17 protein-coding genes are annotated in these 24,095 nt (G+C 70.6%); 8 read left to right on the top strand and 9 right to left on the bottom strand.

Features of this window, described 5'->3' with window-relative positions; genetic code table 11:
• The first annotated feature begins 1 nt into the window (after window position 1).
• Window positions 2–1,495 carry a sensor histidine kinase gene (locus RUR_RS05985; protein WP_283133850.1) on the top strand — a complete coding sequence of 498 codons (1,494 nt, stop codon included), beginning with the start codon at window positions 2–4 and terminating at the stop codon, window positions 1,493–1,495.
• A gap of 267 nt (window positions 1,496–1,762) precedes the next feature.
• Window positions 1,763–2,197, top strand: a complete 435-nt coding sequence (locus tag RUR_RS05980) for a sensor histidine kinase (protein WP_283133849.1) — start codon at window positions 1,763–1,765, stop codon at window positions 2,195–2,197.
• A 4-nt stretch (window positions 2,198–2,201) separates the two neighbouring features.
• Here the strand turns inward: RUR_RS05980 and map are convergent, their stop codons facing one another.
• The gene (map, locus tag RUR_RS05975) at window positions 2,202–3,050 is read right to left on the bottom strand and encodes a type I methionyl aminopeptidase (RefSeq protein WP_283133848.1); all 849 of its coding nucleotides are present in this window, start codon (window positions 3,048–3,050) and stop codon (window positions 2,202–2,204) included.
• Window positions 3,051–3,311: 261 nt separating this feature from the next.
• On the opposite strand from map, the gene RUR_RS05970 reads away from it, so the two are divergent.
• Window positions 3,312–3,776: a hypothetical protein gene (locus tag RUR_RS05970; protein WP_283133847.1), complete on the top strand. Its 465-nt coding sequence runs from the start codon at window positions 3,312–3,314 to the stop codon at window positions 3,774–3,776.
• 19 nt (window positions 3,777–3,795) lie between these two features.
• Here RUR_RS05970 and RUR_RS05965 read toward each other — a convergent pair whose 3' ends face one another.
• Window positions 3,796–4,416 (bottom strand): hypothetical protein, encoded by a 621-nt coding sequence (locus tag RUR_RS05965; protein ID WP_283133846.1) that lies wholly within the window; start codon window positions 4,414–4,416, stop codon window positions 3,796–3,798.
• Between the two features lie 127 nt (window positions 4,417–4,543).
• Here RUR_RS05965 and RUR_RS05960 point away from each other — a divergent pair, with 127 nt between their 5' ends.
• Window positions 4,544–5,854, top strand: a complete 1,311-nt coding sequence (locus RUR_RS05960; RefSeq protein ID WP_283133845.1) for a lipase family protein — start codon at window positions 4,544–4,546, stop codon at window positions 5,852–5,854.
• Window positions 5,855–5,898: 44 nt separating this feature from the next.
• Window positions 5,899–6,558: an NADPH-dependent F420 reductase gene (npdG, locus tag RUR_RS05955; RefSeq protein WP_283133844.1), complete on the top strand. Its 660-nt coding sequence runs from the start codon at window positions 5,899–5,901 to the stop codon at window positions 6,556–6,558.
• Window positions 6,559–6,666: 108 nt separating this feature from the next.
• On the opposite strand, the gene panB is transcribed toward npdG, so the two are convergent.
• Entirely contained in the window at window positions 6,667–7,479 is an 813-nt protein-coding gene (gene panB / locus RUR_RS05950; protein WP_283134022.1) for a 3-methyl-2-oxobutanoate hydroxymethyltransferase, read from the bottom strand.
• Window positions 7,480–8,107: 628 nt separating this feature from the next.
• Between panB and RUR_RS05945 the strand changes: the two genes are divergently transcribed.
• Both RUR_RS05945 and RUR_RS05940 read left to right on the top strand, forming a co-directional pair.
• Window positions 8,108–9,718 (top strand): MFS transporter, encoded by a 1,611-nt coding sequence (locus RUR_RS05945; RefSeq protein WP_283133843.1) that lies wholly within the window; start codon window positions 8,108–8,110, stop codon window positions 9,716–9,718.
• On the top strand, window positions 9,715–10,338 hold the full coding sequence (locus tag RUR_RS05940) for a TetR/AcrR family transcriptional regulator (protein ID WP_283133842.1): 624 nt from the start codon (window positions 9,715–9,717) through the stop codon (window positions 10,336–10,338). The genes RUR_RS05945 and RUR_RS05940 overlap by 4 nt, the downstream gene beginning before the upstream one ends.
• On the opposite strand, the gene RUR_RS05935 is transcribed toward RUR_RS05940, so the two are convergent.
• Together RUR_RS05935 and RUR_RS05930 are read right to left on the bottom strand one after the other, a co-directional pair.
• Window positions 10,316–11,413, bottom strand: a complete 1,098-nt coding sequence (locus tag RUR_RS05935) for a PP2C family protein-serine/threonine phosphatase (RefSeq protein ID WP_283133841.1) — start codon at window positions 11,411–11,413, stop codon at window positions 10,316–10,318. The two genes, RUR_RS05940 and RUR_RS05935, sit on opposite strands and share 23 nt — an antisense overlap.
• 60 nt (window positions 11,414–11,473) lie before the next feature.
• Window positions 11,474–13,303 carry an NAD+ synthase gene (locus tag RUR_RS05930; RefSeq protein WP_283133840.1) on the bottom strand — a complete coding sequence of 610 codons (1,830 nt, stop codon included), beginning with the start codon at window positions 13,301–13,303 and terminating at the stop codon, window positions 11,474–11,476.
• 185 nt (window positions 13,304–13,488) lie between these two features.
• On the opposite strand from RUR_RS05930, the gene glnA reads away from it, so the two are divergent.
• Window positions 13,489–14,850: a type I glutamate--ammonia ligase gene (glnA, locus tag RUR_RS05925; RefSeq protein ID WP_283133839.1), complete on the top strand. Its 1,362-nt coding sequence runs from the start codon at window positions 13,489–13,491 to the stop codon at window positions 14,848–14,850.
• Window positions 14,851–15,371: 521 nt separating this feature from the next.
• Here glnA and RUR_RS05920 read toward each other — a convergent pair.
• From RUR_RS05920 to RUR_RS05905, 4 genes are all read right to left on the bottom strand, one after another.
• Window positions 15,372–18,302 (bottom strand): SGNH hydrolase domain-containing protein, encoded by a 2,931-nt coding sequence (locus tag RUR_RS05920; RefSeq protein ID WP_283133838.1) that lies wholly within the window; start codon window positions 18,300–18,302, stop codon window positions 15,372–15,374.
• A 212-nt stretch (window positions 18,303–18,514) separates the two neighbouring features.
• On the bottom strand, window positions 18,515–19,993 hold the full coding sequence (locus RUR_RS05915) for a glycosyltransferase family 2 protein (RefSeq protein WP_283133837.1): 1,479 nt from the start codon (window positions 19,991–19,993) through the stop codon (window positions 18,515–18,517).
• A gap of 704 nt (window positions 19,994–20,697) precedes the next feature.
• Window positions 20,698–21,618, bottom strand: coding sequence for a hypothetical protein (locus tag RUR_RS05910; RefSeq protein ID WP_283133836.1), 921 nt, complete (start codon window positions 21,616–21,618; stop codon window positions 20,698–20,700).
• Between the two features lie 3 nt (window positions 21,619–21,621).
• Window positions 21,622–23,730 carry a GAP1-N2 domain-containing protein gene (locus tag RUR_RS05905; protein ID WP_283133835.1) on the bottom strand — a complete coding sequence of 703 codons (2,109 nt, stop codon included), beginning with the start codon at window positions 23,728–23,730 and terminating at the stop codon, window positions 21,622–21,624.
• Between the last annotated feature and the right edge of the window lie 365 nt (window positions 23,731–24,095).

Below are 24,095 nucleotides of genomic sequence, written 5' to 3'. Positions count from 1 at the left end.
AGTGAGGGAGCTGCCCTGGCGTCCGGCCCGGACGCCGCTGTGGCTCCGGCTCGTCTCCGGATCGCTCCTGCTGGTGATGCTGGCACTCACACTGACCAGCACGGTCGGATTGCAGCTGATGCGCGATCACCTGACGGATCGGGTGGACCGGCAACTGGAGACCGCCCTCAAGATGAACCTCACCCGCCACCAGACGGCGGGCCGGCCGATGGCCAATCGGCTCGAACGGCTGTTCGGCCCCTTCTACGCCGTCCACCTCGACCCAGCGGGCAACGTGGTCAAAGTCATCGCCGAGCCGCACGACAGGGCCCGCCCGATGCTGCCGAAGCTGGACTCCGCCGAGGTTCCGGGGCGGCTGGGTGAGCCCTTCTCCGTGGCCTCCACGGCGGGGGCGCCCGGGCGCTGGCGGGTCAGCGTGGCGATCCTGCCCGACGAGGGGTGGACCAAGGTGGTGGCGCTGAGCATGGACGGCGTGGACGCCAACGTCCGTCAGCTCGCCTTCATCGAAGTGGGCGTCGGCGCCGTCGCACTCTGCCTCCTCGGCATCGCCGGTTATCTGCTGGTACGGCATAGTCTGGGGCCGCTGCTGGCGATCGAGCGGACCGCGGAGGCCATCGCCGGAGGCGATCTCTCCCGGCGGGTGCCCAACGACGACCCCCGGACCGAGACCGGACGGCTCGGCCGGGCGATCAACGGCATGCTCGCCCAGATCGAGTCCGCCTTCCAGGCGAGGGGGATCTCCGAGCGGGCCGCCATGGAGTCCGCCGAGCAGTCCCGCCTCTCCGAGGAGCGCATGCGCAGGTTCGTCGCGGACGCCAGCCACGAACTCCGGACCCCGCTCACCTCCATCCGGGGCTTCGCCGAGCTCTACCGTCAGGAGGGCGGGGCCGACCCCCAGGTCGCCAGGGTGCTGCGCCGGATCGAGGACGAGGCGGTGCGGATGGGGCTGCTCGTGGACGACCTGCTGCTCCTGGCCCGCCTGGACCAGCAGCGCCCGATCGAGCGGCAGCCGGTGGACCTGCTGTCCGTCGCCGCCGAGGCCGTCCTGGACGCCCAGGCGCTCGCCCCGGACCGCGAGATCGACCTGGTCCGGCTGGACGACGCGGACGGCCCGGTCACCGTGGTCGGCGACGAGGCGCGGCTGCGGCAGGTGGTCGGGAACCTGGTGAACAACGCGCTCACCCACACCCCGCCGGGAACGGCTTTCCAGGTCGGGGTCGGCAAGATCGCCGAAGTCGGCGGGGAGCCCCGGGAGGCACACGAGGTGGTCGCCCTCGAGGTCGCCGACCGGGGTCAGGGTCTGCTCCCCGAGGACTCCGCGAAGGTGTTCGAGCGGTTCTACCGCGCGGACGTGTCGCGGAACCGGGCCCAAGGGGGCAGCGGCCTCGGCCTCTCGATCGTCGCCGCGCTGGTGAAGGCGCACGGCGGCTCGGTGGACGTGCGGAGCGAGCCCGGTGTCGGCGCCACCTTCCGGGTACGGCTGCCCGTCTCCTGAGCGGACTTTCAGCTCCCGCTGAGCCGGGTCACAGACCTTTCGGGCAGACTGTTCGCCAGGCGGTGCGACCCACCCCGCAGGTGGTCGCCCCGGCCGGGTTCGCACGGTATCCGCCCCGAGGCGTGCGCTCTCCCGTGCGACGGCCGGGTGACGTCGGAGGTCACCCCACCGGCGCTCCGGCACCCACCCGAGTTGTTCTATAGGCTGGTTCCCGACGGTATCGAGATCGTTTCGGGGGCGATCCGTCTGGCAAAGAGGGGCACGGGGATGTCGGACCATCTGGAGATGCTGGACGGGCTCTCGCTGGCGCAGGAGCTGCGGAGCCGGCTGGGTTCGTGGTCGGACTCCACCGGAGTCGTGGTGGAGATCTGGGCACTTCCCACCAAGCCGGTCGCGGCCGGGATCGCCGAAGCGGTCCGTTGGGTGCTCGGGGAGGCGCTGGGCAACGTCGAGAAGCACAGCTCCGCCCGGCACGTGTCCGTGGCGATCACCACGGGTCGCGACGTCCTCAAGCTCACCGTCGTCGACGACGGCAGGGGCTTCCACCCGGGGGGACGTCACCGCGGCCGCGGGCTGGTCGGCATGTCCGCCCGCTTCGCCGAACTCGGCGGGACCTGCTCGGTCGACTCCGCGCCCGGGCAGGGCGCGACCGTCTCCGGAACGATCCCGCTCACCCCGCCGAAACCCCCGCTCCGCGGCTGACCGGCTACGGCAGGGTGAGGATCTCGGGCCCGGTGGCCGTGACGAGCACGGTGTGCTCGAACTGCGCGGTGCGTCGCCGGTCCCGGGTGACCGCGGTCCAGCCGTCCGGCCAGATCTCGTAGTCGACGGTGCCGAGGGTCAGCATCGGTTCGATGGTGAACGTCATCCCGGGCTCCATCGTCACCGTGATCGACGGGTCGTCGAAATGCGGCACGATCAGGCCCGAGTGGAAGGTCGTGCCGATGCCGTGCCCGGTGAAGTCGCGCACCACGCCGTACCCGAACCGCTTGGCGTAGGACTCGATGACCCGCCCCACCACGTTGAGCGCGCGTCCCGGCGCGACCGTCTTGATCGCCCGGTTCAACGCCTCCCGGGTCCGCTCCACCAGGAGCCGGGACTCCTCGTCCACCTCACCGACGAGGTAGGTGGCGTCGGTGTCCCCGTGGACCCCGCCGATGTAGGCGGTGATGTCCACGTTGACGATGTCGCCGTCGCGCAGGACCGTGTCGTCGGGGATGCCGTGGCAGATCACCTCGTTGATCGAGGTGCAGAGGGACTTGGGGTAGCCGCGGTATCCGAGGGTGCTGGGGTAGGCGCCGTTGTCGCAGAGGAACTCGTGCCCGATCCGATCGAGTTCGTCGGTGGTCGTCCCGGGCGCGATGTGCTTGGAGACCTCCACGAGAGCCTGACCCGCGATCCGCCCGGCGACCCGCATCCGCTCGATGATCTCCGGCGACTTCACGTCGTCCTCACCGGTTCGCGGAGTTCGTTTCCCCACGTACTCCGGACGCTCGATGTGGGCGGGGACCTTGCGCATGGGCGAGATACGCCCTGGCCGGAGTGTCGACGTCATGGCGGCAAGTCTAGTTCGGCGGGAAGCGGGCAAGATTTCCCTGTGACCGATCAGTGGTGGTTCTGTCTGAAACACATGAGGGTGGAGCCGGAACAAGGCTGCCCCAACAAGGATCGCATGGGCCCCTACCCCAGCAAGGAGGAGGCGGCGCGTGCGCTCACCACGGCCGCCGAGCGCAACGAGAGCTGGAACAGCCAGGACCGGGACTGGGACGATTGACCCGGCCGGCGGTGTCCGGATGAGGATCGGCGAGGGGGCTGCGTGGGGGTGATCAAAGGGCGGAAGCGGGTGTCGCGGCGCACCCCGCCGCCCGGAGTGCCGTACGGCGCCTCGCGGCGCGGTCTGATCGACGAGTCGGCGCGGCGGTTCTCCGCGGCGGAACGCCGGGTGGCCGAGCTGCTCGCCGCGGAGGGGCGGACCGTCGTCGCGCTGGGGAGCGCGACGGCGGCCGAGCGGGCCACGCGGGCGGACGCGCTCGTCGACGGGGAGTCCGTCGACTTCGAGGTGTTCCCGGAGGGCGCGACGGCGGTGACCGTCGTGATGGCGTTGCGCCGGGCCGCCCGGCACGCGAGCAGCGCTGTGATCGACGCCAGGGGGAGCGGCCTGACCGGGGTCGCGGCGCGGGACGGGGTCTCGCTCTTTCGCGCCGCTCCGGGCGGTGGGCGGCTCGGCGGCTGGCGGATCGTCGGGGACGGCTTCGACCTCGCGGAGCGGTCGGCACCCTAGCGCGACCCCGCCCGTACCCTCACTCGAGGACTTTGGGTCCGCTGACCACGTCGAGGAAGCGTGACAGGCGCTCCTTGAAGCCGCGTCCACCCCGTACGTGCCCGTCGGGTGCGGGGGAGGGCGGGCGCAGCGGCGGGGCGTCGGCGCCCGCCGCCGTGCTCACCAGGTGCTGGGCCGCGTCGAAGGACAGGGGGGAACGCAGCGCCGGGACGTTGAGGACTTCGTGGGCGAGTCCGTCCAGTTCGGGATCCCCTTCGTCGAGGGCGAGGATCGTGGCCCCGGCGCGGCGCGCGTCGTCCACCCGTTCCAGCAGGGGTACGGTGGCCTGGGCCTGGGTGACCACGAAGAGCGTCTCACCGCGCCCGGTGTGACGGAGCCGGTCCAGGCCGACCCGCAGGTGCGGGGGCGCCCCGGGTGGCGGGGACCAGCGCACCAGGGTGGGCGCGAGCTGCGGGACGAAGCGGCTCTCCTCGTCGAGGTGAGCCGCCAGATGCCACGGTTCGTCCTCCGGGGTGCCGACGACCAGCAGACCGCCGGGGGAGCGGGTGGACCTGAGGGCGAGACCGAGTTGACGGGTCCGCTCGATCCAGCCGGTTGAGGCGAGCATCTCACGGAGGAGGTTGACCGACGCCGCGTCCATCTCTCCATGGTGCCGCAGAACCCGTCGTTCGTCGGGGATTTCCCACCACCGACGCCCTGACGACGCGTCTTGACGGATTGCGGTCGATGTCCTTGACAGGCCCCTACCCGGCGGTAACGATCAGCGCATGCCTCTGCGCACCCGTGTACGCCTCATCGCGCTTCCGCTCGCCTTCACCGCCGTCCTGGCGCAGGTGACGATCACTCCGGCCCAGGCCGACCCGAGCCGGACCTCCGCCACGCGGACGACCCTCCCCGTGGATCACCCGAACACGACGACGACCCCCGGCGAGGCCGTGACGGTCCTGCCGCCGCCCGGATCCTCGTCGGCCGTCCGCACGCGCGACACGCCGCGGACGGCCGGAACCGCCCTGCAGGGGGCCGGGGACGTCCTCGACGCGCAGACCACCGAGGTCTTCCTCGCGCCGGGACAGCGACTCAAGGTGCCCGCCAAGGCGTGGCGGATGCTCTACCGTTCCACCTCGGCGACGGGGGCGGCCGTCCCGGTGTCGGGGACGCTGATCGTCCCCAAGCTGCCCTACCTCGGCAAGCGCCCGATTCTCGGGTACGCGGCCGGCACCCACGGGCTGGGGGATCAGTGCGCCCCCTCGGCCCAGATGGGCCGGGGCACCGACCTTGAGCTCGCGCTGATCAGCCTGGCCCTGCTGCGGGGATGGGCGGTCGCCGTCACCGACTACGAGGGCCTGGGCACGGCGGGCGACCACACCTACATGGTCGGGCTCTCCCAGGGGCGGGCGGTGCTCGACTCGATCCGGGCTGCGGCCCGGGTCCCCGGGGCGGGCCTGTCCGCGACGGCTCCGACCTTGGTCATGGGCTACTCGCAGGGCGGCGCGTCGGCGGCGTGGGCCGCGCAGCTGCACCCCTCGTACGCGCCGGAGCTGCGCCTGCTCGGGGTCGCGGCGGGCGGCGTGCCGGCGGACCTGCTCCGGGTCGCGCGGGGTCTGGACGGGACGGCCGACTTCGGGCTGACCGCCGCGGCGGGGATCGGGTTCAACGCCGCCTATCCCGAGCTCGCCCTCGACTCCTACCTCACCGCGGAGGGATCGCGGCTCTTCGGCGACGTGCGGGACGACTGCCTGGGGGACATCACCCGCAAGCTGGCCAATCGCAGGCTGGCCGACCTGACCACCGCGGACGTGCTCGATCTGCCCGACTGGCGGGCGCGGCTGGCCGAGAACCGGCTCGGGGGGACCGCGCCCCGGGTACCGATGTTCCTGTATCACGCGAATTCCGATGAGATCATCCCCTTCGCGGTCGGGAGCGGGCTGCGCCGGCAGTACTGTGCCGGCGGCACGAAGGTGTTCTGGACCCCGCTTCCGGTGGGAAACCACACGTTCGGGGCGGTTCAAGGCGCTCCGCTGGCCGTGGAGTGGCTGGCGCATCGGGTATTCGGATTGCCCGTTTTGAGCAATTGTTGAACCTGGTCGGCCGGTGAAATCGGGGCCCTGGCATGATTTGGCCCATGGCTCAAACTCCGCCCGATGTAAACGGGCTCTCAATCGGAATTCTCGGTGGTACCGGCGACCAGGGCAAAGGCCTGGCACGACGGTTCTCGATCGCAGGCCACACCGTGCTGATCGGTGGGCGCAACGCGGAGCGCGCGGCTTCGGTCGCCGCCGAAATCGGGCTTGACGGCTCGGACAACGCGACGGTGGCCGCCCAGGCGGACATCGTGATCGTCGCGGTGCCCTGGGAGGGGCACAAGGCGACCCTGGAGTCCCTGCGCGCCGAGCTCGCCGGCAAGATCGTCATTGACTGCGTCAACCCCCTCGGCTTCGACGCCAAGGGTTCGTACGCCCTGGCCGTGGAGGAGGGGAGCGCCGCCGAGCAGGCCGCGGCGGTGCTCCCCGACAGCCGGGTCGTCGGGGCGTTCCACCACGTCTCCGCCGTGCTCCTGCTGGACCCGGCGGTGGACTCCGTGGACCTGGACGTCCTCGTCCTCGGGGACGACCGCGAGGCCACGGACACCGTCCAGGCCCTCGCGGACCGCATCCCCGGAATGCGGGGGGTGTACGGCGGCCGACTGCGCAACGCCCATCAGGTCGAGGCGCTGACGGCGAACCTGATCTCGATCAACCGCAGGTACAAGGCGCACGCCGGCTTCCGTGTGACCGATATCTAGCCGTTCCCCCAAGTGAACCCCGGCGATTCCTAGGGGGCGAGAAGAGGGAACCAGACGGACCCTCGTCCCGCCTCCCGCCTCGTGGGAATTGCCGGGTAAAGCGGACTTTTAGTGGTAGACGTGCTCGGGGGTGGGGAACGCCCCGGAGACCACCTCGTCGGCGAACGCCCGTACCGCCCGGTCCAGCTCTCCGGCCACGTCCGCGTAGCGCTTCACGAACCGCGGCGTCCGCGGGGAGAGGCCGGCCATGTCCTGCCAGACCAGAACCTGCGCGTCGCAGTCGCCCCCGGCCCCGATCCCGATCGTGGGGATCGAGAGAGAGTCGGTGATCCGGCCGGCCAGCTCCACCGGCACGCACTCCAGGACCACCGCGAAGGCCCCCGCGTGCTCCAGGGCCTTGGCGTCGGCCATCAGCTCGTCACCGGACTGCCCGCGGCCCTGAACCCGGTAGCCGCCGAAGACGTTGACCGACTGCGGGGTCAGCCCGATGTGGCCCATCACCGGGATCCCCGCCTGGACGAGCGTCTCGACCTGGGGGAGTATCCGGCGTCCCCCCTCAAGCTTGACGGCCTGCGCGCCCGCCTCCTTCATGAATCGCGCCGCCGACTCCAGCGCCTGCTGGGGTGAGGACTGGTAGGAGCCGAACGGCAGGTCCGCGACGACGAGCGCGCGGGACGAGCCGCGGACGACCGCGGCGGTCAGCGGGAGCAGATCGTCGACGGTGACGGGGAGCGTGGAGTCGTAGCCGTACACCACCATGGCCGCGGAGTCCCCGACGAGGAGCACCGGGATGCCCGCCTCGTCGAACACCCGCGCCGTCATGGCGTCGTAGGCGGTGACCATCGGCCACCGCTCCCCGCGCTCCTTGGCCGCGGCGATCTCCCGGACGGTGATCCGGCGACCCGCCTTGCCGCCGTACAGCGCGGTCGACGTGGCGGTGGCCGATTCCGTCCGGTTCCCGGCCGCGCCCGCGAGGGGCGTCGAGGGGTCCGGCCGTCGGGTTGAGGACACGGTCTTCTCTGAGGGCACCGCAAACACCTCCATGGTCTCGAGGCGTCCCTGTGACGTCCCCGGACACTTCCGATGATGGCATGGGCGATATCTGGACAACACCCCCACGTCACCAACCATTTCCGCGGTGGCCGCACCGTTTCCGTGGCCGGCGCCGGGATCGGCCCGGCGCCGCCCGTACCCCAGGCGTCGGGTGATCGTCGCGCTGTCCGCACCTTCCAGGGTGCACGCCCCACAAGGATCAGGCGAGCGGCGTACGGGCTACAGCCGGTCGGGCCTGCCGGGTGCGGTACGGCGCGTCCGCTGGATTGCTCAATTCGAAACGCAACCGTCGCGTATCGGATCTCAATGCGCTACGCTAGCGTTGCGAAACTTCGGCGTATCGAAATTTGCCGCGCGCCTCGCCATCCCGTCACCGCAGACCCCGCTTTCCCGGACGGCTCCGCCGTGCCGGCGATCGCGTCCGCCGCGGTCCCGGGTGCGGCCCACGACCCGCCGAGTACGCGACCACGCAGTCAGGAGAGGGAAGGGGACCCCCGTGAAGCCGACCGGTGACCAGTCAGGCACCGCACCCGCCGAGGAACCGTATCGATCTCACCAAGGCCATCCGCGCCGCTGGCAGATCCTCGGCGTTCTCGTCTTCAGCCTGTTCGCGATCGTGCTGGACAACACGATCCTCAACGTCGCCATCAAGACGATCGCCGACCCCGAACACGGGCTCGGCGCCACCCAGAGCGAGCTGGAGTGGGCGATCAACTCCTACACGCTCGTCTTCGCCGGGCTGCTCTTCACCTTCGGCGTCCTCGGGGACCGGTACGGCCGGCGGCGGATGCTGCTGATCGGCACGGTGCTCTTCGGCGTCGCCTCGCTCGCCAGCGCCTACGCCCAGGATCCGGGCCAGCTGATCGCCGCGCGGGCGCTGATGGGCCTGGGCGGCGCCGCGGTGATGCCCGCCACCCTCGCTATCATCTCCGACGTCTTCCCCCTGGCCGAACGGGGCAAGGCCATCGGCCTGTGGGCCGCGGGGGTCGGGATCGCGGTCGCGGTCGGCCCGATCACCGGCGGGCTGCTGCTGGAGCACTTCTGGTGGGGGTCGGTCTTCCTGATCAACGTCCCGGTCGTGGTCGTCGGCATCGTGCTGATCGCGCTCCTGGTCCCGGAGTCCAAGGAGCTGAACAAGGGCGGGCTCGACCCGGTGGGCGTGCTGCTCTCGGTGGCCGGACTGGTCAGCCTGGTCTACGGGATCATCAAGGCGGGCGAGCTCGGCAGCCTCACCCCGCCCGAGGCGTGGGCGCCGGCGCTGCTGGGCGTGCTGATCCTTTCGGTGTTCGTCTGGCACGAGAGGCGGGTCGCCCACCCCGCCTTCGACGTCCGGTACTTCCGCGATCCCAAGTTCACCGTCGCCAACGTCAGCGTGGGGCTGGTCTTCTTCGCCTCGATGGGCGTGATGTTCTTCCTCGCGTTCTACTGGCAGATCGCCCGGGGGTTCACCCCGCTGCAGTCGGGTGCCCTGGTGCTCCCGTTCGCCGTCTCGCAGCTGATCTTCGCCCCGCGCAGCGCCGCGCTGGTCGCCCGATACGGCGCCAAGCTGGTCGGCGCCGTCGCCATGCTCGTCGTGGCGGGCTCCCTCGCCGCCTACTACTTCGTGGGGCTGGACACCCCGGTCTGGGTCGTGCTGCTGCTCTCGTTCGTCCAGGGCTCGGCGATGGCGAGCATCCTGCCCCCGGCCACCACGGCGATCATGGAGTCGCTCCCCCCGAACAAGGCGGGGGTCGGCTCGGCGATGAGCAACACCGTCCGCCAGGTCGGCGGCGCGCTCGGTGTGGCCGTCCTCGGCTCGGTGCTCTCGGCGAGCTACCGGGGTGAGATGGCGGATCGGCTCGCCTTCCTCCCCGAGGACGCCCGGCACCTGGCCGCCGAGTCGATCGCGGGCACCGCGGGGGTCGCCGCCCGGCTCGGCGCCCAGGGTGAGGCGCTGATGGGAGCCGCCAGCCAGGCTTTCGTGCAGGGAATGCACCTGGCGGCCCTAGGATCGGCCGTGGTGGCGCTGGCAGGCGCGCTGATCGTGGCCCGCTGGATGCCCGGCAAGCCGAAGCCCGTCGACCGGGCGGAGACAGGAGCCCGTGAGAGGGTGAAGGTGCGACCATGACGATTGCGGACCCGACCGCAGGGACCACCCGGCCGCCCGGCCGTCCCCGGAGCGAGAAGGCGGAGAAGGCGATCATCCAGGCCACCCTCGATCTGATCGGTGAGGGCGTGGGGATACGGGAGATCACCATCGAGGCGGTCGCCGCCCGGGCCGGCGTCGGCAAGACCACGATCTACCGGCGCTGGCCGGGCCGTGAGGAACTCATCGTCGACGCCCTCACAACGCTCAAGGCCCCGATCCCGCCGCTCGCCGGAGAGTCGGTACGGGCGGATTTGATCACCTGTCTGGACGCGATGCGCGAGGAGGCGTCCGACAGCGGCAAGCGGTGCATGATGAATCTCGCGATGGCGGACTGGGCGAGGTCCCCGCGCCTCTACGAGCGCTACTACAAGGTGGCCATCAAGCCGCGGCGGGAGGCGATGCGCCGGATCCTGCGCCGTGGCCTGGAGACCGGGGAGATCCGTGCGGACACCGACGTGGAGCTGGCGATGGCGGCGCTCTCGGGGACCATGCTCATGTACACCAAGTGGGCGGACCCGGGCGAGACCCTGCCCCTGGACCTGGCCGAGCGCGTCGTCGACCTGGTGATGCGCGGGCTCAGTCCCGGGAACGCTGGATGAGCAGGAGCGCGGCGTCGTCGAGGAGCCTGCCCCCCACGTGTTTGAGCAGGTCCCGGTAGATGGCGCCGAGCAGTTCGTCGGGGTCCTCGACGGCCAGGGCGGTGACCCTGTCCTCCAGCGGGTAGAACTGGCCGTCCCGGTTCCTGGCCTCGGTGATCCCGTCGGTGTAGAGGAGCAGGCAGTCGCCGGGTTCGAAGCCGATCGAGGTGGGCTGCCGGGAGCCGATGGCGAGGTCGAGCAGTCCCAGCGGCGGGTGCGGCTCGGGGACGCTGACGGTGTAGACCTTGCCGTCCCGGAGCACCAGCGGCGGCGGGTGCCCGCAGACCATCAGGTTGGCCTGCCCGTCGCCGAGGAGGATCGTTCCAACCACCGCAGTGGCAAAACCGGTGGATTCGGCTCGTCGTCGCAGGGTGGCGTCGATCCGCTGGGCGAGGTCGTAGAGCCGCTCCTGGTCGTGCGCCGCCTCCCGGAAGGAGCCGAGGACGTCGGCGGCGGCCTCGACCGCGGGGAGGCCCTTCCCCATGACGTCGCCGACGATCAGGCGGACGCCGTGCGGCGTGTGCACGACGTCGTAGAGGTCGCCGCCGACGTGGGCCTCGGCCGCGGCCGCGAGGTAGCGGACCTCGATCCGCAGGTCGCCGATGGCGCCGGGGAGCGGCCTGAGCAGGGCGCGCTGCGCGGCGTCGGCGACCGTGCGCAGGTCGGTCAGGGTCCGGCGCTGGCGGTCGAAGGAGATCGCGGCGGCCCAGCTGATCAGGGTCGACAGGACCACCCCGATCACGCAGGTGAGGACTGTGCCCGGCCGCATGTGGAACTGCGGCAGGCCGACGACCAGCGTCGTGATCAAGGTGATGAGTCCGACGGCGAGCGGGCGCCAGGTACCGCGCAGTCCGATCAGCGTCATGGTGGGGATGACAATGAGCAGGGGGAGCGCGGTACGCGGTTCCGGCAATATGTGTTCGACGAGGATTACCACGATTAACGCGGCGATCGCCATTCGGCTGAGAAGTCGGGATAGGCGGAGGGACCAATGCTGAGCTGCGTCGTCGAGCCCCTCGTCGCCAGCCTTACGCATGCTTGAATCTTAATTGCCCGAGATGTCACCAGATGTAGCGATCCGCTAACTCTTTCGAGTCTATCTCGATTTTCTATTGAATTGTGGCGAAATATCAAGAGATTCGCGCCAGCGGCTGGTGATGGGAAGGCGGCGGTCCCGCCCGAAGTTCTTGGGCGTGATCTTCGGCCCCGGCGGGCTCTGCCGGCGCTTGTACTCCGCCCGGTCGACCAGCCGGATGATCCTGGTGACCAGCTCGGGGTCGTGCCCGGCGGCGATCAGCGCCGCGGCCCCCATGTCCCGCTCCACGTAGTCGTCGAGCAGCTTGTCCAGCACCTCGTACGGCGGGAGCGAGTCGGTGTCCCGCTGGTCCGGCCGCAGCTCGGCGCTGGGCTCCTTGACGATCGAGTTCTCCGGGATGGGTGCCCGGCCGTCCAAGCGGTCCTGGAGCCGGCTCCAGGGCAGCGGGGATCCGGCCTGCTCGTTGCGCCACCGCGAGAGCTGCCAGACCAGGGTCTTGGGGACGTCCTTGATCGGGGCGTAGCCTCCCGCCGAGTCCCCGTAGAGCGTCGAGTAGCCGGTGGCGGCCTCGCTCTTGTTCCCGGTGGTCAGCACGAGGTGCCCCTGCTCGTTGGAGAGCCCCATCAGGATCATCCCGCGTACCCGGGCCTGCAGGTTCTCCGCGGCGAGCCCGCTCAGCTCCACCTCCTTCTCGAAGGAGTCGACGATCTGCGCGATCGGGACGAGCCGGGAGCGCAGGCCCTGCCGGGCGACGAGGTCCTCGGCGTCGCCGACCGAGTGCTCGGAGGAGTGCCGGGACGGCATGAGCACCACGTGGACGTCGTCCGGCCCGATGGCGTCGGCGGCGATCGTCGCGGTGAGCGCCGAGTCGATCCCCCCGGACAGGCCGAGGATGACCGAGCGGAAGCCGTTCTTGACCACGTAGTCCCGGACGCCGAGCACCAGCGCCTGATAGACCTCGGCGAGGTCGTCCAGGCGTTCGGCGACGACGGGGGCGATCGGGATGTACGGCGGCAGCGGGTCGGCCGAGAGCTCGATCCGCTCCACCGTGATCGTGGTCCCGTCCTGGGCGTCCACCGGGAAGGAGCCAGGGACCGCGCCCGGGTCGGCGGCGGGCAGGTCGAGGTCGACCAGCATGAGCTCCTCGCGGAACTGGGGGCCGCGGGCGAGCAGTTCGCCGGAGGCGGAGACGACGAGGGAGTCCCCGTCGAACACCAGCTCGTCCTGGCCGCCGAGCATGTTGACGTAGGCGAGGGCGCATCCCGCCTCCCGGGCGCGGCGCGCGCACAGCGCCAGCCGTACGTCGTCCTTGTCCCGCTCGTACGGCGAGCCGTTCGGCACGATCAGCAGTCCGGCGCCGGCCGAGGCGACCACCGAGACCGGGCCGCCGTCCTGCCAGAGGTCCTCGCAGACCGCGACGGCGACGTCGATGCCGTGCAGCCGGAAGACGGGCATCCGGTCGCCGCGGACGAAGTAGCGGTACTCGTCGAAGACCCCGTAGTTGGGCAGGTGGTGTTTGGCGGTACGGGCGGCGACGCCGCCCCGCCACAGCAGCGCCGCGGCGTCCAGGGGCGCGCCGACCGGCTGGCCCACCCGGGGCGCCAGGTGTGCCCGGTCGAGGTAGCCCACGACCACCGGGAGCTCGCCCAGCCCGTCTTTGGCCAGGGCCGCCGCCATCGCCTCCACCGTGGAGATCGAGGCGTCCACGAAGGATTTGCGCAGTACCAGGTCCTCCACCGGGTAGCCGGTGAGGAACAGCTCGGGGAAGACAACGAGGTGGGCGCCGGCGTCGGCGGCCCGGCGCGTCCAGCGAAGGAGCATGTTCGCGTTGCCGGTGAGGTCACCGACACACGGATTCGTCTGAGCCAGGGCGATGCGCAGTTGTGCCACGCACCAAGCCTACTGAGGGGTCCGCCCCCGGGATCATCCGCGTCCGCCGGACGGGCGCCGCCGCGGGCTCCGTAACGTGCGCGAAACACGAAACCGGCACACTTAAGCTGAACAGACGCGTCTTCCCGTCGCGGGAGGGCGTCCCGATCCCTTGCGCCGGACCCGGATCGCACAGAGGAGGTGCCTTGGACCGCCAGCAGGAGTTCGTCCTCCGCACGCTTGAGGAGCGCGACATCCGCTTCATCCGCCTGTGGTTCACGGACGTGCTCGGATTCCTGAAGTCCGTCGCGATCGCCCCCGCGGAGCTGGAAGGGGCGTTCGCCGAGGGGATCGGGTTCGACGGTTCGGCGATCGAGGGCTTCGCCCGGGTCTACGAGGCCGACATGCTCGCCAAGCCCGACCCCTCGACCTTCCAGATCCTCCCGTGGCGCTCGGAGTCCCCCGGCGCGGGCCGGATGTTCTGCGACATCCTCATGCCCGACGGCTCGCCCAGCCACGCGGACCCGCGCTGGGTGCTCAAGCGCGCCCTGGCCCGGGCCGCCGACATGGGGTTCACGTTCTACACCCACCCGGAGATCGAGTTCTTCCTCTTCAAGGAGCGTCCGGAGAACGGCTCCCGGCCGGTGCCGGTGGACGCGGGGGGCTATTTCGACCACACCCCGCACAGCGCGGGCCACGACTTCCGCCGCAGCGCGATCATGATGCTGGAGTCCATGGGCATCTCGGTGGAGTTCAGCCACCACGAGGGCGCGCCGGGGCAGCAGGAGATCGACCTCCGGTACGCGGACGCGCTCACCACCGCCGACAACATCATGACCTTCCGCCTGGTCATGAAGGAGGTGGCGCTGGAACAGGGGATCTGGGCGACGTTCATGCCCAAGCCGTTCACCGAGTACCCGGGCTCGGGGATGCACACCCACATGTCGCTGTTCGAGGGGGATCGCAACGCCTTCTACGAGCCGAGCGGCGACTTCCAGCTCTCCAAGACCGGGCGCTCGTTCATCGGGGGGATCCTCCGGCACGCCGCCGAGATCACCGCCGTCTGCAACCAGTGGGTCAACTCCTACAAGCGGCTGTGGGGCGGCGCGGAGGCGATCGCCGGAGCGGGCGGGGAGGCCCCGTCCTACGTCTGCTGGGGGCACAACAACCGCTCCGCCCTGGTCCGCGTGCCGATGTACAAGCCGCAGAAGGGCAACTCCACCCGGATCGAGTTCCGCTCCCTGGACTCGGCGTGCAACCCCTACCTCGCCTTCGCCCTGATCCTCGCGGCGGGCTTGAAAGGAATCGAGAACGGGTACGAGCTGCCGCCCGGGGCCGAGGACGACGTCTGGGCGCTCACGTCGGCGGAGCGCCGGGCCCTGGGCATCTCCCCGCTCCCGCAGTCGCTCGACGAGGCGATCTCCATGATGGAGCGGAGCGAGCTGGTCGCGGAGACATTGGGGGAGCATGTCTTCGACTTCTTCCTCCGCAACAAGCGCGCGGAGTGGGAGGACTACCGCCGTCAGGTCACCGAGTACGAGCGCGGGCGATACCTCCCCATCCTTTGACGGACGATCGGCGATCCCGCGACCGTGGGGCGTCGGTCGTGTTTAAGCGGGAATCCGGTGAACGGCCCCGGCCGGATTGCGGATCCGGGAATCGGTCCGTTCCAAACCGGTTTGCTGCTCCCGCCCCGCGTTGCGGGAGCAGCAAAAATACGGCTTACCGGTAGTTAGGTCCACGATATCCCTCGTGGCATCGCAACACCTCCTTCCCCTACTGGCCTCGGACAGTGCTGATGTTCGAACACCGGCGCGGATCCCCCCGAACCACAAATCCCAACAAATGCGCTTATCCGGTTTCGGCGGGAATGGGGAGAGCCGCTGGATGGGATCATTTTCTATAAATCAAGACATGTCAAGACTGGGGATGACTCATAGATAAACTTGATGTTGATATAACAGTCAGGCCGGGCGGAGTTCTCCCCACGAGCCTCCGCAGGTCACACGCGTGCTCCGCGTCCGAGCCGGAGCCTGCGGGGGTGGATACCTTATCGCCCTGGCCGTAACCACCCCCGGCCCGTCACCGATCAGTTGCGAACGGAGACGCTGACATGATCGACGAGCATCGGGCGGCCCGACACCGTGGCGCGGGTGGGCCCGCCGCCCTTGGCCTTGGGTAGCGCACCGCCCATCGCCACGTTGAGGATGAGGAAGAACCCGTGGTCGGTCGTCCTGGCCCAGGTCTGCGGGTCCATCTCGTCCGCGGTGACCCGGTGGATCTCCCGATCGTCGAGATACCAGCGGACCTGCTGCGGGCTCGTGGAGAAGTCGATCTCGGCGGCGTACGTGCGGAACCGGGTGTGGCAGTCCGCGCAGGGCACCTCGCCCGAGCTCAGCCCCCCGGAGCTCTCCTTGCAGGGACCGTCGGGGAGGGTGCCGCAGTGCATCGTCGCGAACACGCCGCCGCGCCCGTTGACCGACTCCATGATGTCGACCTCACCCGCGCCCGGCCAGTCGGTGTAGGTCGCCCGGAACGGGGCCCCGAGCATCCAGAACGCGGGCCAGTACCCCGCGCCGTCCCGCCGGTTCATCTTCGGCAGCCGCAGCGAGGCCTCCACCCGCATCACCCCGCCGGGCGGCGCCTGGAAGTCGGCCCGCACCGAGGTGAGCCGTCCCGAGGTCCACCTCCCGTCGGGGAAGCGGCGGGGGGCGATGGCCAGCTGCCCGTCCCCGTTGAGGCTGACGTTGGCGGTGGAGTCGGTCATCGTCTCGATCTCCCCGGTCCCCCAGTTCTTCGCCGGACAGCCCGGATAGCACGTCCCGAGGTCGTACTGCCAGTTGGCCTGGGACGGACGGCTGCGCTGCGGGCCGGTGAAATCGTCGCGCCAGACCTCCCGCCACAGCGGGGGGATCACCCGCAGGAGCTCCAGGTGGCGTTCGATCCGCGGGGAGAGCACGGCCGCCGCGGTGTCGGTCAGGTGCGAGGAGTCCCGGTACATCACCACCCCGTCCCGTACCGCCGGGCAGGTCGTCCCCGGGCAGAGCACGTCGGTCACGTCGACCACGCGGACGCCGCCGATGAAGCGGGCGGGCGGCAGCGCGGACACGCGGGGAACGGCGCAGCGGTCGATCGTCCGCCGGTCGGCGGACCCGGACCCGTTGAGCGCCTTGGACAGGCAGGCCGGCACGTCGAAGCCGGGGCTCGGGGTGTCCCTGAGATAGACGATCGGCACGTTGAGGGATCTGAGCGGGTCGATCACGGCGGCCCAGTCCGGGTCACCAGGGTAGAAGCCGAGGGTGGAGATCACGATGAGCTCGGGCTTCGCCCCGCCGACCAGCCGGTCCAGGGTGTTCTTCCGCCAGGTGTCGCACTCCCGGTACTCCCGGCCGAGCCGGGGGTCCACCACGGTGAGCCGGGGGAGCGGGCAGCCGGGCTTGACGAGGACCTCCAGGGACCAGCCGCGGCGGTCGGCGATGGGTTTTAGCGCGGAGAACCACTGGCCGGCGTGGGAGTCGCCGAGGAGCGTCATGCGACGCTCCCCGGTGCCGAAGAGGCAGCGCGGGCTGATCACGGCGGTGAGCGGGATCTCGCAGCCGGCGCTCGGCGGGAAGTCCTGACGGGCCAGCACCGGGTGCGGGACCATCCCGGCCGCCCCGGGTTCGACGGTCAGCCCCGAGCCGTCCGCGGCGCCCCGCGGGTCGGGGCGGGGAACCGGGTCGCCCATGACCCGGACCGCTGCGCTGCCCAGCAGCAGCGCGGCCACCACGGGCACGACCACGGCGCTGAACCCGGCGGACAGCCCGCGCGAGGGACGGAGCGACAGGACCGCGGAGAAGCGGAGCGGACGCTCGACCAGCCGCAGGGTGAGATAGGCGGGAAGGGCGGCGGCCACCGTCGCCACGGCCTTGACCGGCCAGGACAGGGGGCCGAGCCCCGCTTCGAGGAGGACGACCACCGGCCAGTGCCACAGGTACCAGGCGAAGGAGAGCCGTCCGATCGCCCGCATGGGCCGGGTCCGCAGCGGCCCGCCGAAGGGACGGCGCTCCGGGCGTGCGGCGCCCTCGGCGGGGGCCGCTTCGGAGTCCGGTACGGGCCCGCGGCCGGTCTCGCTTTCGTCGGCCTGCCGACGCGCCGGGTCGGGGACCGGGCTCAGCCCCGTACCGGCAAGGATGATCGCGGCAGCCCCGACGGTCGGGACCAGTGCGGCGGTGCCGGGGAACGGCGTCGACTCGTCGAAGAGCACCGTCGACCCGGCGACCGCGGCGAGCCCGGACCAGAGCAGCGCGTGCCGCAGGGCCCGGGTGAGCCAGACGGCGAGCGGGGCGGTGAGCGCGACCAGGGCGCCCAGGCCGAACTGCCAGGCGCGGCTCGGGGAGGCGAGGTAGGCGAGCGGTTCGCTCGTCGCCGTCCAGTGCAGGGAGAGCGCGAACGAGCCCGCGGTGATCGCCAGGACCCCGAACGTGATCGCCTTCAGCCGGTGCCGCCCGGCGATCAGGGCGATGACCAGCAGGAGTGGCGCCCAGACCAGGTAGAACTGCTCTTCGACCGCGAGTGACCAGAAGTGCAGGACCGGGCTGGCGTCACGGGAGGCGAGCAGATAGTCGGTCTCATTGGCGACGAACCGCCAGTTGGCCACGTTCAGGGCGGAGGTGAGGACGTCGACCGCGGTGTCCCGGAGCCGGAGCGGGGGCAGGACCAGGTAGGCCGCGACCCCGGTGACGGTGAGCACGACTCCGGCGGCGGGCAGGATGCGGCGGGCCCGGCGGGCGTAGAACTCGGCGAGCGAGAACCGCCCGTCCCTGGCGATACCCGCCAGGAGCTGCCCGGTGATGAGGAAGCCGGAGATGACGAAGAAGACGTCCACCCCCACGTATCCCCCGCCGAAGTAGGGGATCGAGGCGTGGAAGGCGAGCACGGTGAGTACGGCGACGGCGCGCAGGCCCTCGATGTCGGGGCGGAAGCCGGGATGGTACCCGGGCTTGCGGGAGCGCGCGGAAGCCGGCGGAGCGGCAGCCACGAACGGCATGTGAGGCAACTTTCCTCAAAGATCGGTAAGCGGAGGGTGACGGCGGAAGGCCGTGACGTTCCGGGGACGCGCCGGCGGAGTCGCCGGGGCCGGGTCACGGCTCCGCCGGTTCACGGACGGGCCGTACGGGCGCGTGCGGGTCCGGCGCCGTGGGAGCCGGTCGGGCACCCCCACGGCGTACCCGGCCCGTTCGATCGGGTCCGTCAGCTCCAGGGGAGCATGGGGTCGACCCAGCCCGTGGAGACGAGCGCGATCGTCGCCAGCCCGAGGGTCACGGCGAGCTGTTCCGGCCAGTCGATCCCGCCGGTGTGCGCGGGGACCCGGGGCCGGGCGGGGCGTCCGCCGGCGAACACGGTCAGCAGGTCCCTGATCAGCGGCAGGGCGAGGTAGGTCGTCACGCCGGTGTAGGCGACGATGGCCCAGTGCTCGCGCCAGCCGTACATCCCGACCGCGTAGGCGGACCCCGACCAGGCGAGCAGCGTGCTGAGGAACAGCCACACCAGGGCGACGAGGTTGATGCGCCGGGCCAGCGGCGAACGGGTCTTCACCCCGGTCGGCACCCATGCGGCGGATCTGCCCCGCAGCGTGTGCCAGACGGCCGCCCCCGCGGCGAGGCTCACCATCAGCTGGGCCCGGATCACCTCGGCTCGCCAGCGGGTCCGGGAGACCGAGGGGAGGAACACCAGCCAGACCCAGAGCGGGGCGAGCAGCGGCAGGACGTGCCAGGCCCGGATCTCGCCGGGGTAGAAGAACATCATGACCAGGGGAGGCAGCGGTGCCGCGAAGACGTTGACCGAGGTCAGGATGTAGCTGATGATGCCGTTCCAGTAGGACAGGCGCCGCCGCCAGGGCATCCGCGCGGTGGTGTCCCGGGTGATGAGCAGGTGCAGGTTGCCCATCGCCCAGCGGTACTGCTGGTTCACGAACGCGGGCAGGGTGTCGGGGGAGAGGCCTTTGGCGAGCTGGACGGGGACGTACAGCGTCCCGTGGCCCCGCTCGGCGAGCGCGATCCCCGTGTACATGTCCTCACTGTGGTCGAGCTTGGCGAAGCCGCCGATCTCGTCGATCGCGGATCGCCGGTAGATCGCGTTGCTGCCGCAGCAGATCGCGGCGTCGTTGGCGTCGCGGGAGGGCTGCAGCCAGCGGAAGAACCACTCCTGGGCCGCTCCGGCGGCACGTTCGAGCCAGGTCATCGAGGCGTCGGTGTCGAACACCTGGGGGCTCTGCACGATTCCGATCTTGGGGTCGGAGAGATAGGGCACCAGGTGTGCCAGGAAGTCCGGGCGCGGGCAGAAGTCGGCGTCGAGGATGGCCACGACCTCACCCCGCGCGAGGGTGAGCGCGTGGTTGAGGTTGCCGGCCTTCTTCAGGTGGCCTCGGTCCGGCCGGACGACGTATCGGAATCCGTGGCGGTCGGCGAGCTCGCGGACGTGGTCGCTGTCAGCGTCGTCGAGCACCCACACGGTGAGTGGAGCGCTCCACGACAGGCGGGCGACGTGGCGGTAGGCGTTCTCCAGAACCTCCAGGGGTTCCCCGCAGGTGGGGAGGAACACATCCACGTCCGGCAGTCGCTCGGGACGCCAGGCCGCCAGAAGCATCTCGTGGGAGGCCCGGGTGACCCGCCGCGGGCGGTTTCCGTCGACCAGGGAGAGCAGCCAGGCGGCGACGTTCACCGCGAGCACGACGAGGAAGACCCAGAGAAGGGGATGGCGGAGGGCGAAGAGAAAGAGGGTTACCGCGGTGAATGTATACGACAGCGATACACAGAGAAGTACCCATCGCCTTTGCGGTCCCAGATAGGCATACAACTCCTCGTCACTGGGCGGAATAGGAAGATGTTGCAGTGATGGCGCGTGCTTGTGGGTCACAGGCACGTTAAACCCCCGAATGTGATTCAGTCTTCATGGTTGATTCCATCGCGGCAGGGGAGTTTCCCGGCGATGTCCCCCGAGGGTGAACACCGCCGGGACGTGGAGCGACGACGGCACACCTCCAGCCGTGGCCCCGGCCGACGGAGGAATGCCCGCCCCGAATAGTTAACAAAACTTACTGTACACGGTGGCTCACGCGATATTTGCGAGTACCCCCGGTTGGGCGTGATTGAGTGGTGTAAATCACGGTAAATCCCATAACCGTGCACTTGGTGTCGTGAGATGGGAATGTCGCAAATTAAACTATTTAGCGGGACAGTAGAATAAGTTTCCGGTAACCCGGCGGTCTCCACCTCGGGGCAGGTCAGTGGGATCGCGGTCCGGCGCCGAGCCGTCCACGGCTCGGTTCGAGACCCCGGAAGGGGTGCGACGACCGGTCCGGTATGGGGGTTTGGTACCGGGCCACGGGGTTCCGGTCAGCCGTCCGGTTGTTTCCCGGCCCGGCGGCGTGGGTCCTAGATCGGAAGGGCTCCGGCAACCCATCCGGCCAAGGCCTGGCCGAGGGGGACGAGGGCGCCGACGCTGAGCGCCGGCGAGCCGACGAAGATCGCCCGGCTGAAGATCACGTGATTGAGGGGGATCTTCCCTTTCGGCCGTCCGTGAACCTTCCAGGGCTTTTGCCGGTTGAGGAGAGGTGGCAGGGCGCGCGAGCAGGACGGGCAGTACGCCGGCAACCGGTGACGCCCGAGCGGGGTGGCCGTCGGCAACCTCCCGCCGCACAGGCACACATGGCGGAAGACCCCGTACAGGTCGGGCTTGAGCGCAGGGTGTCGGACATCGCAGCGCGGGCAGGCGTAGACAGGCAGGGTGAAACGTGCACAACACTCAGAATGTTGACAAGTCTGATTTATGCGTCGATAGATACGAAAAGGCCATTCGATTAATCCCAGGACCAGCGCGAGGCCGAGCCGGAGCGCCGTCCCGATCAGCACCACGGCGATGTACGCCGCGGCGTGCGCGATGAAGACCACGGCGAGCGGCACGGCGGACAGTGCGACCCCCGCGGACATCGCCAGGGACAAGGGGAGGAGGAAGGACGTCAGCCAGACGTTGAAACCGAGAGCCGACAAGATCCCTCTGGGGGACCGCAGGATCCTCCGGCCGTGCAGGCGGATGCGGGACGCGGTCTCGGTAAGGATCACCAGCCAGTCCAGCCAGACCATGCCGACCAGGTAGTGCGGGTACTTCGTCCCGTGCTCATGGAAGTGGTTGGTCCCGGTCCTGAGCAGGATCTCCTTGGCGCAGAGGTGGTACTGCACCGTCACCGCGACGGTCGAGGCGATGAACGCGACGGGAAGGACGACCGTGAACCCGACCAGGAATCCCAGCGGCAGCGGTCCGACGCAGATGAGGAGTCCGTAGACGAGGTACCGCACGGACTACCGCCACCTCCACATCGACCGTCGTCCTCCCGACAGTACTTCTCGCAGACCGGCGGCGAGTTCGGGATCGCCGATCAGAGGCCCTTCCACCTGACTCAGCCCGAAGGGGCGGCTCGCGAGCCGCTGTGCCCAGGTCTCCAGCTCGGCCTCGGGCCGCCCGGCCGTGCGCAGCCGTACCGCGATCTCCAGCAGCGCGGCCCGCTCGTCCCGCGACTGCCCGGCCCCGGCCAGCCAGGACGCGACCACCCGGGCCCGGGCCCGGCCGGAGAGCAGCCCGAGCAGCTCCGTCCGCGACCGCGGGGTCATCGTGGTCAGCCGCCGCGCGGCCTGGGCGCAGACCCGGTCCAGCAGTTCGCGGGGGACGTGCACCCCGCGGCGCTCGATCTCCTCCAGCACCGGGGCGGCGTCCCCCGGCAGCCGGGCCCCGGCGATCCGCGGCGCGGTCAGAACCAGGCCGGCCCCGGTCGCGTCCCGCCCGGGAAGCGTGTTCTCCACGGCCGCGGCGAGCTCCGTGGTCTCGGGGGCGTCGAGGTCGGCTCCGGCGAACATCCGGGCGAAGAGCCCGATCAGGCTCGGGCGCTCAGCCAGCCAAGGGCCGAAGGACTCCAGCAGCCAGGCGCAGTCCGCGGGGGTGGGCACCGCGTCCTGCCAGACCCGGCGCAGGATCGGATCGGCCTCGGCGGCGGTGAGCTCCAGGTCCAGCAGGGACACGGTGGTGATCCGCCGGTCCAGCGAACCGCCCCGGGCGAGCGACTCCAGGATGAGCGCCCCGATCCGCGGCGCGCGGCGCAGGTCCCGTCCGGCGAGCCGCCGGCACGCCTCGTCGGTGAGCATGCGCCGCCGGATGTGGGAGTTGGCCCGGTCAAGGCCGGTGAACACCCCGGCGACCAGGGGGTCGCGTCCCTCAGGGGGCATCCGGTCGTAGGCGGCGGAGAGGTCCCCGGCGCCGAGGCAGGCGAGGGCGGCGGCCGCGTTCTCCACCTCGGTGACCGGCGGGGGCGAGTCCGCGGCGAGGCAGACGTGCACGGTTTCGGCGAGCCTGACCAGGTCGGGCGCCGTCCAGAGGGCGCGGATCGTGTAGCGCAGGGCGTGGCGCGGCGGGGCGGTCGCGCAGGCGGCGAGGGCGAGGTCGAACTCCAGCCGGTCCAGCGGGAGGTCCTGCCAGACCCAGCCGGGGGCGGTCGCGCCGTACCGGAGCAGGAGCCGGGAGACGGCGAGCTGCTCCTCGGGCGTGACCGACACCTCGCCCCGGCAGAGCGCGAGGAGCGCGGCGGCGGTGTCGAGGTCGTCCCCGTCCAGTTCGCCGACGGCCTCGATGCCGGTGAGGTCGAGCCGCCGCCAGCAGGCGGCGACGGAGCGGATGAACCGGCCGGCCCCCTGCTCGGCCCGCGGGTCGCCGGGGGCCGGCCGGTCCAGGTCGATCACGACCGCGTTCAGGGTGGGCGGGATCCGGACGTCGGGCGTGGTGCCGACCAGGAGCTGGGAGGTGCCGGCCGGTTCGGCGCTGTAGGTGGTGAAGGAGAGCAGCGCGGCGGTGGCGCAGGGCAGGGAGTACGAGATCACGGCGATCCAGAAGACGATCTCGTCCGGATTCCGGCTGACGAGCAGGATGCGTCCGTATCCGGCGGCGAGGGCTCGCCGTACCTCCCGCAGGAGCCTGATGAGCAGGGCGTACCCGGGTTCGCCCCGCCGGGCCAGCCCTCGGCCGAGGGTTTCGGGGTCGAAGGAGGCTCCCGGGCGCAGGTCCACGGTGCCGTTGAGGGAGCGGGAGCGCCACAGCGGCGCGTCCCAGAAGTCGATGGGCCTGATCCCGTCCAGCTCGTTCGGGGTGGTGACGACCGCGTGGCCGAAGAAGTCGCCGTGCCGTCCGGAGCGATCCCGGTCCAGGGGGTGGCAGCGGGTGAGGACCACCTCGCGTCCGTAGGCGGCGTAGGCGAGGGTGACGGGGCGGGCCGCGCCCGGGGTGGGCGGGGGTTTGCCGGTGAGGAGGGGGACGACCAGGGACTCCAGCCGGTGCGGGGTGCCGGGGGTGCGTCCGATGAGCTGGAAGCCGGGTCTTCCGGCAGGGCCGGACGCGACCGAGGTGTAGTGGAGCTGCCAGGCCATAATGGGGTCCTCGTTGCCCGTGAATTAGTCCAAATCTGCACAAGAGCCGCAAGAGTGGATCTTCTACGCTTTAGTGGGCGAGAGAGGGGGTTTCACCAGGGTGCCGGGGCGCGCCGGACCTCCCCGTGTCCAAGCCGCCGGTTCCTCCCGGGCGGTTTATCGACGATCGCTTCGCGGTGTACGGCACGTCGGTGCGCACGCCTGCTCGTCTCCGCGGCATCGTGGCCGGCGGCCAAGAGGTCATTCACTGACATCCCGGGTGGTTCACCCATATGGATTCCCCAAGCGCTCTTCGATTTTGCCAACACCATACCCCTGTGCGCCTTCAAGGAGACGCCTGTTCGCCGCCCGATAAACAACGGGTC

It is taken from the genome of Rhizohabitans arisaemae, from assembly GCF_025996515.1.
Classification (GTDB): domain Bacteria; phylum Actinomycetota; class Actinomycetes; order Streptosporangiales; family Streptosporangiaceae; genus Rhizohabitans; species Rhizohabitans arisaemae.
This window is presented reverse-complemented; position numbering and strand designations above follow the sequence as displayed.

What these genes read in the sequence shown, in the direction of transcription:
- RUR_RS05960 (WP_283133845.1), top strand. Translation starts at nt 4,544, where the DNA reads ATGCCTCTGCGCACCCGTGTACGCCTCATCGCGCTTCCGCTCGCCTTC.
- RUR_RS05965 (WP_283133846.1), bottom strand. Translation starts at nt 4,416, where the DNA reads ATGGACGCGGCGTCGGTCAACCTCCTCCGTGAGATGCTCGCCTCAACC.
- RUR_RS05935 (WP_283133841.1), bottom strand. Translation starts at nt 11,413, where the DNA reads ATGCGTAAGGCTGGCGACGAGGGGCTCGACGACGCAGCTCAGCATTGG.
- npdG (WP_283133844.1), top strand. Translation starts at nt 5,899, where the DNA reads ATGGCTCAAACTCCGCCCGATGTAAACGGGCTCTCAATCGGAATTCTC.
- RUR_RS05905 (WP_283133835.1), bottom strand. Translation starts at nt 23,730, where the DNA reads ATGGCCTGGCAGCTCCACTACACCTCGGTCGCGTCCGGCCCTGCCGGA.
- RUR_RS05940 (WP_283133842.1), top strand. Translation starts at nt 9,715, where the DNA reads ATGACGATTGCGGACCCGACCGCAGGGACCACCCGGCCGCCCGGCCGT.
- RUR_RS05980 (WP_283133849.1), top strand. Translation starts at nt 1,763, where the DNA reads ATGTCGGACCATCTGGAGATGCTGGACGGGCTCTCGCTGGCGCAGGAG.
- map (WP_283133848.1), bottom strand. Translation starts at nt 3,050, where the DNA reads ATGACGTCGACACTCCGGCCAGGGCGTATCTCGCCCATGCGCAAGGTC.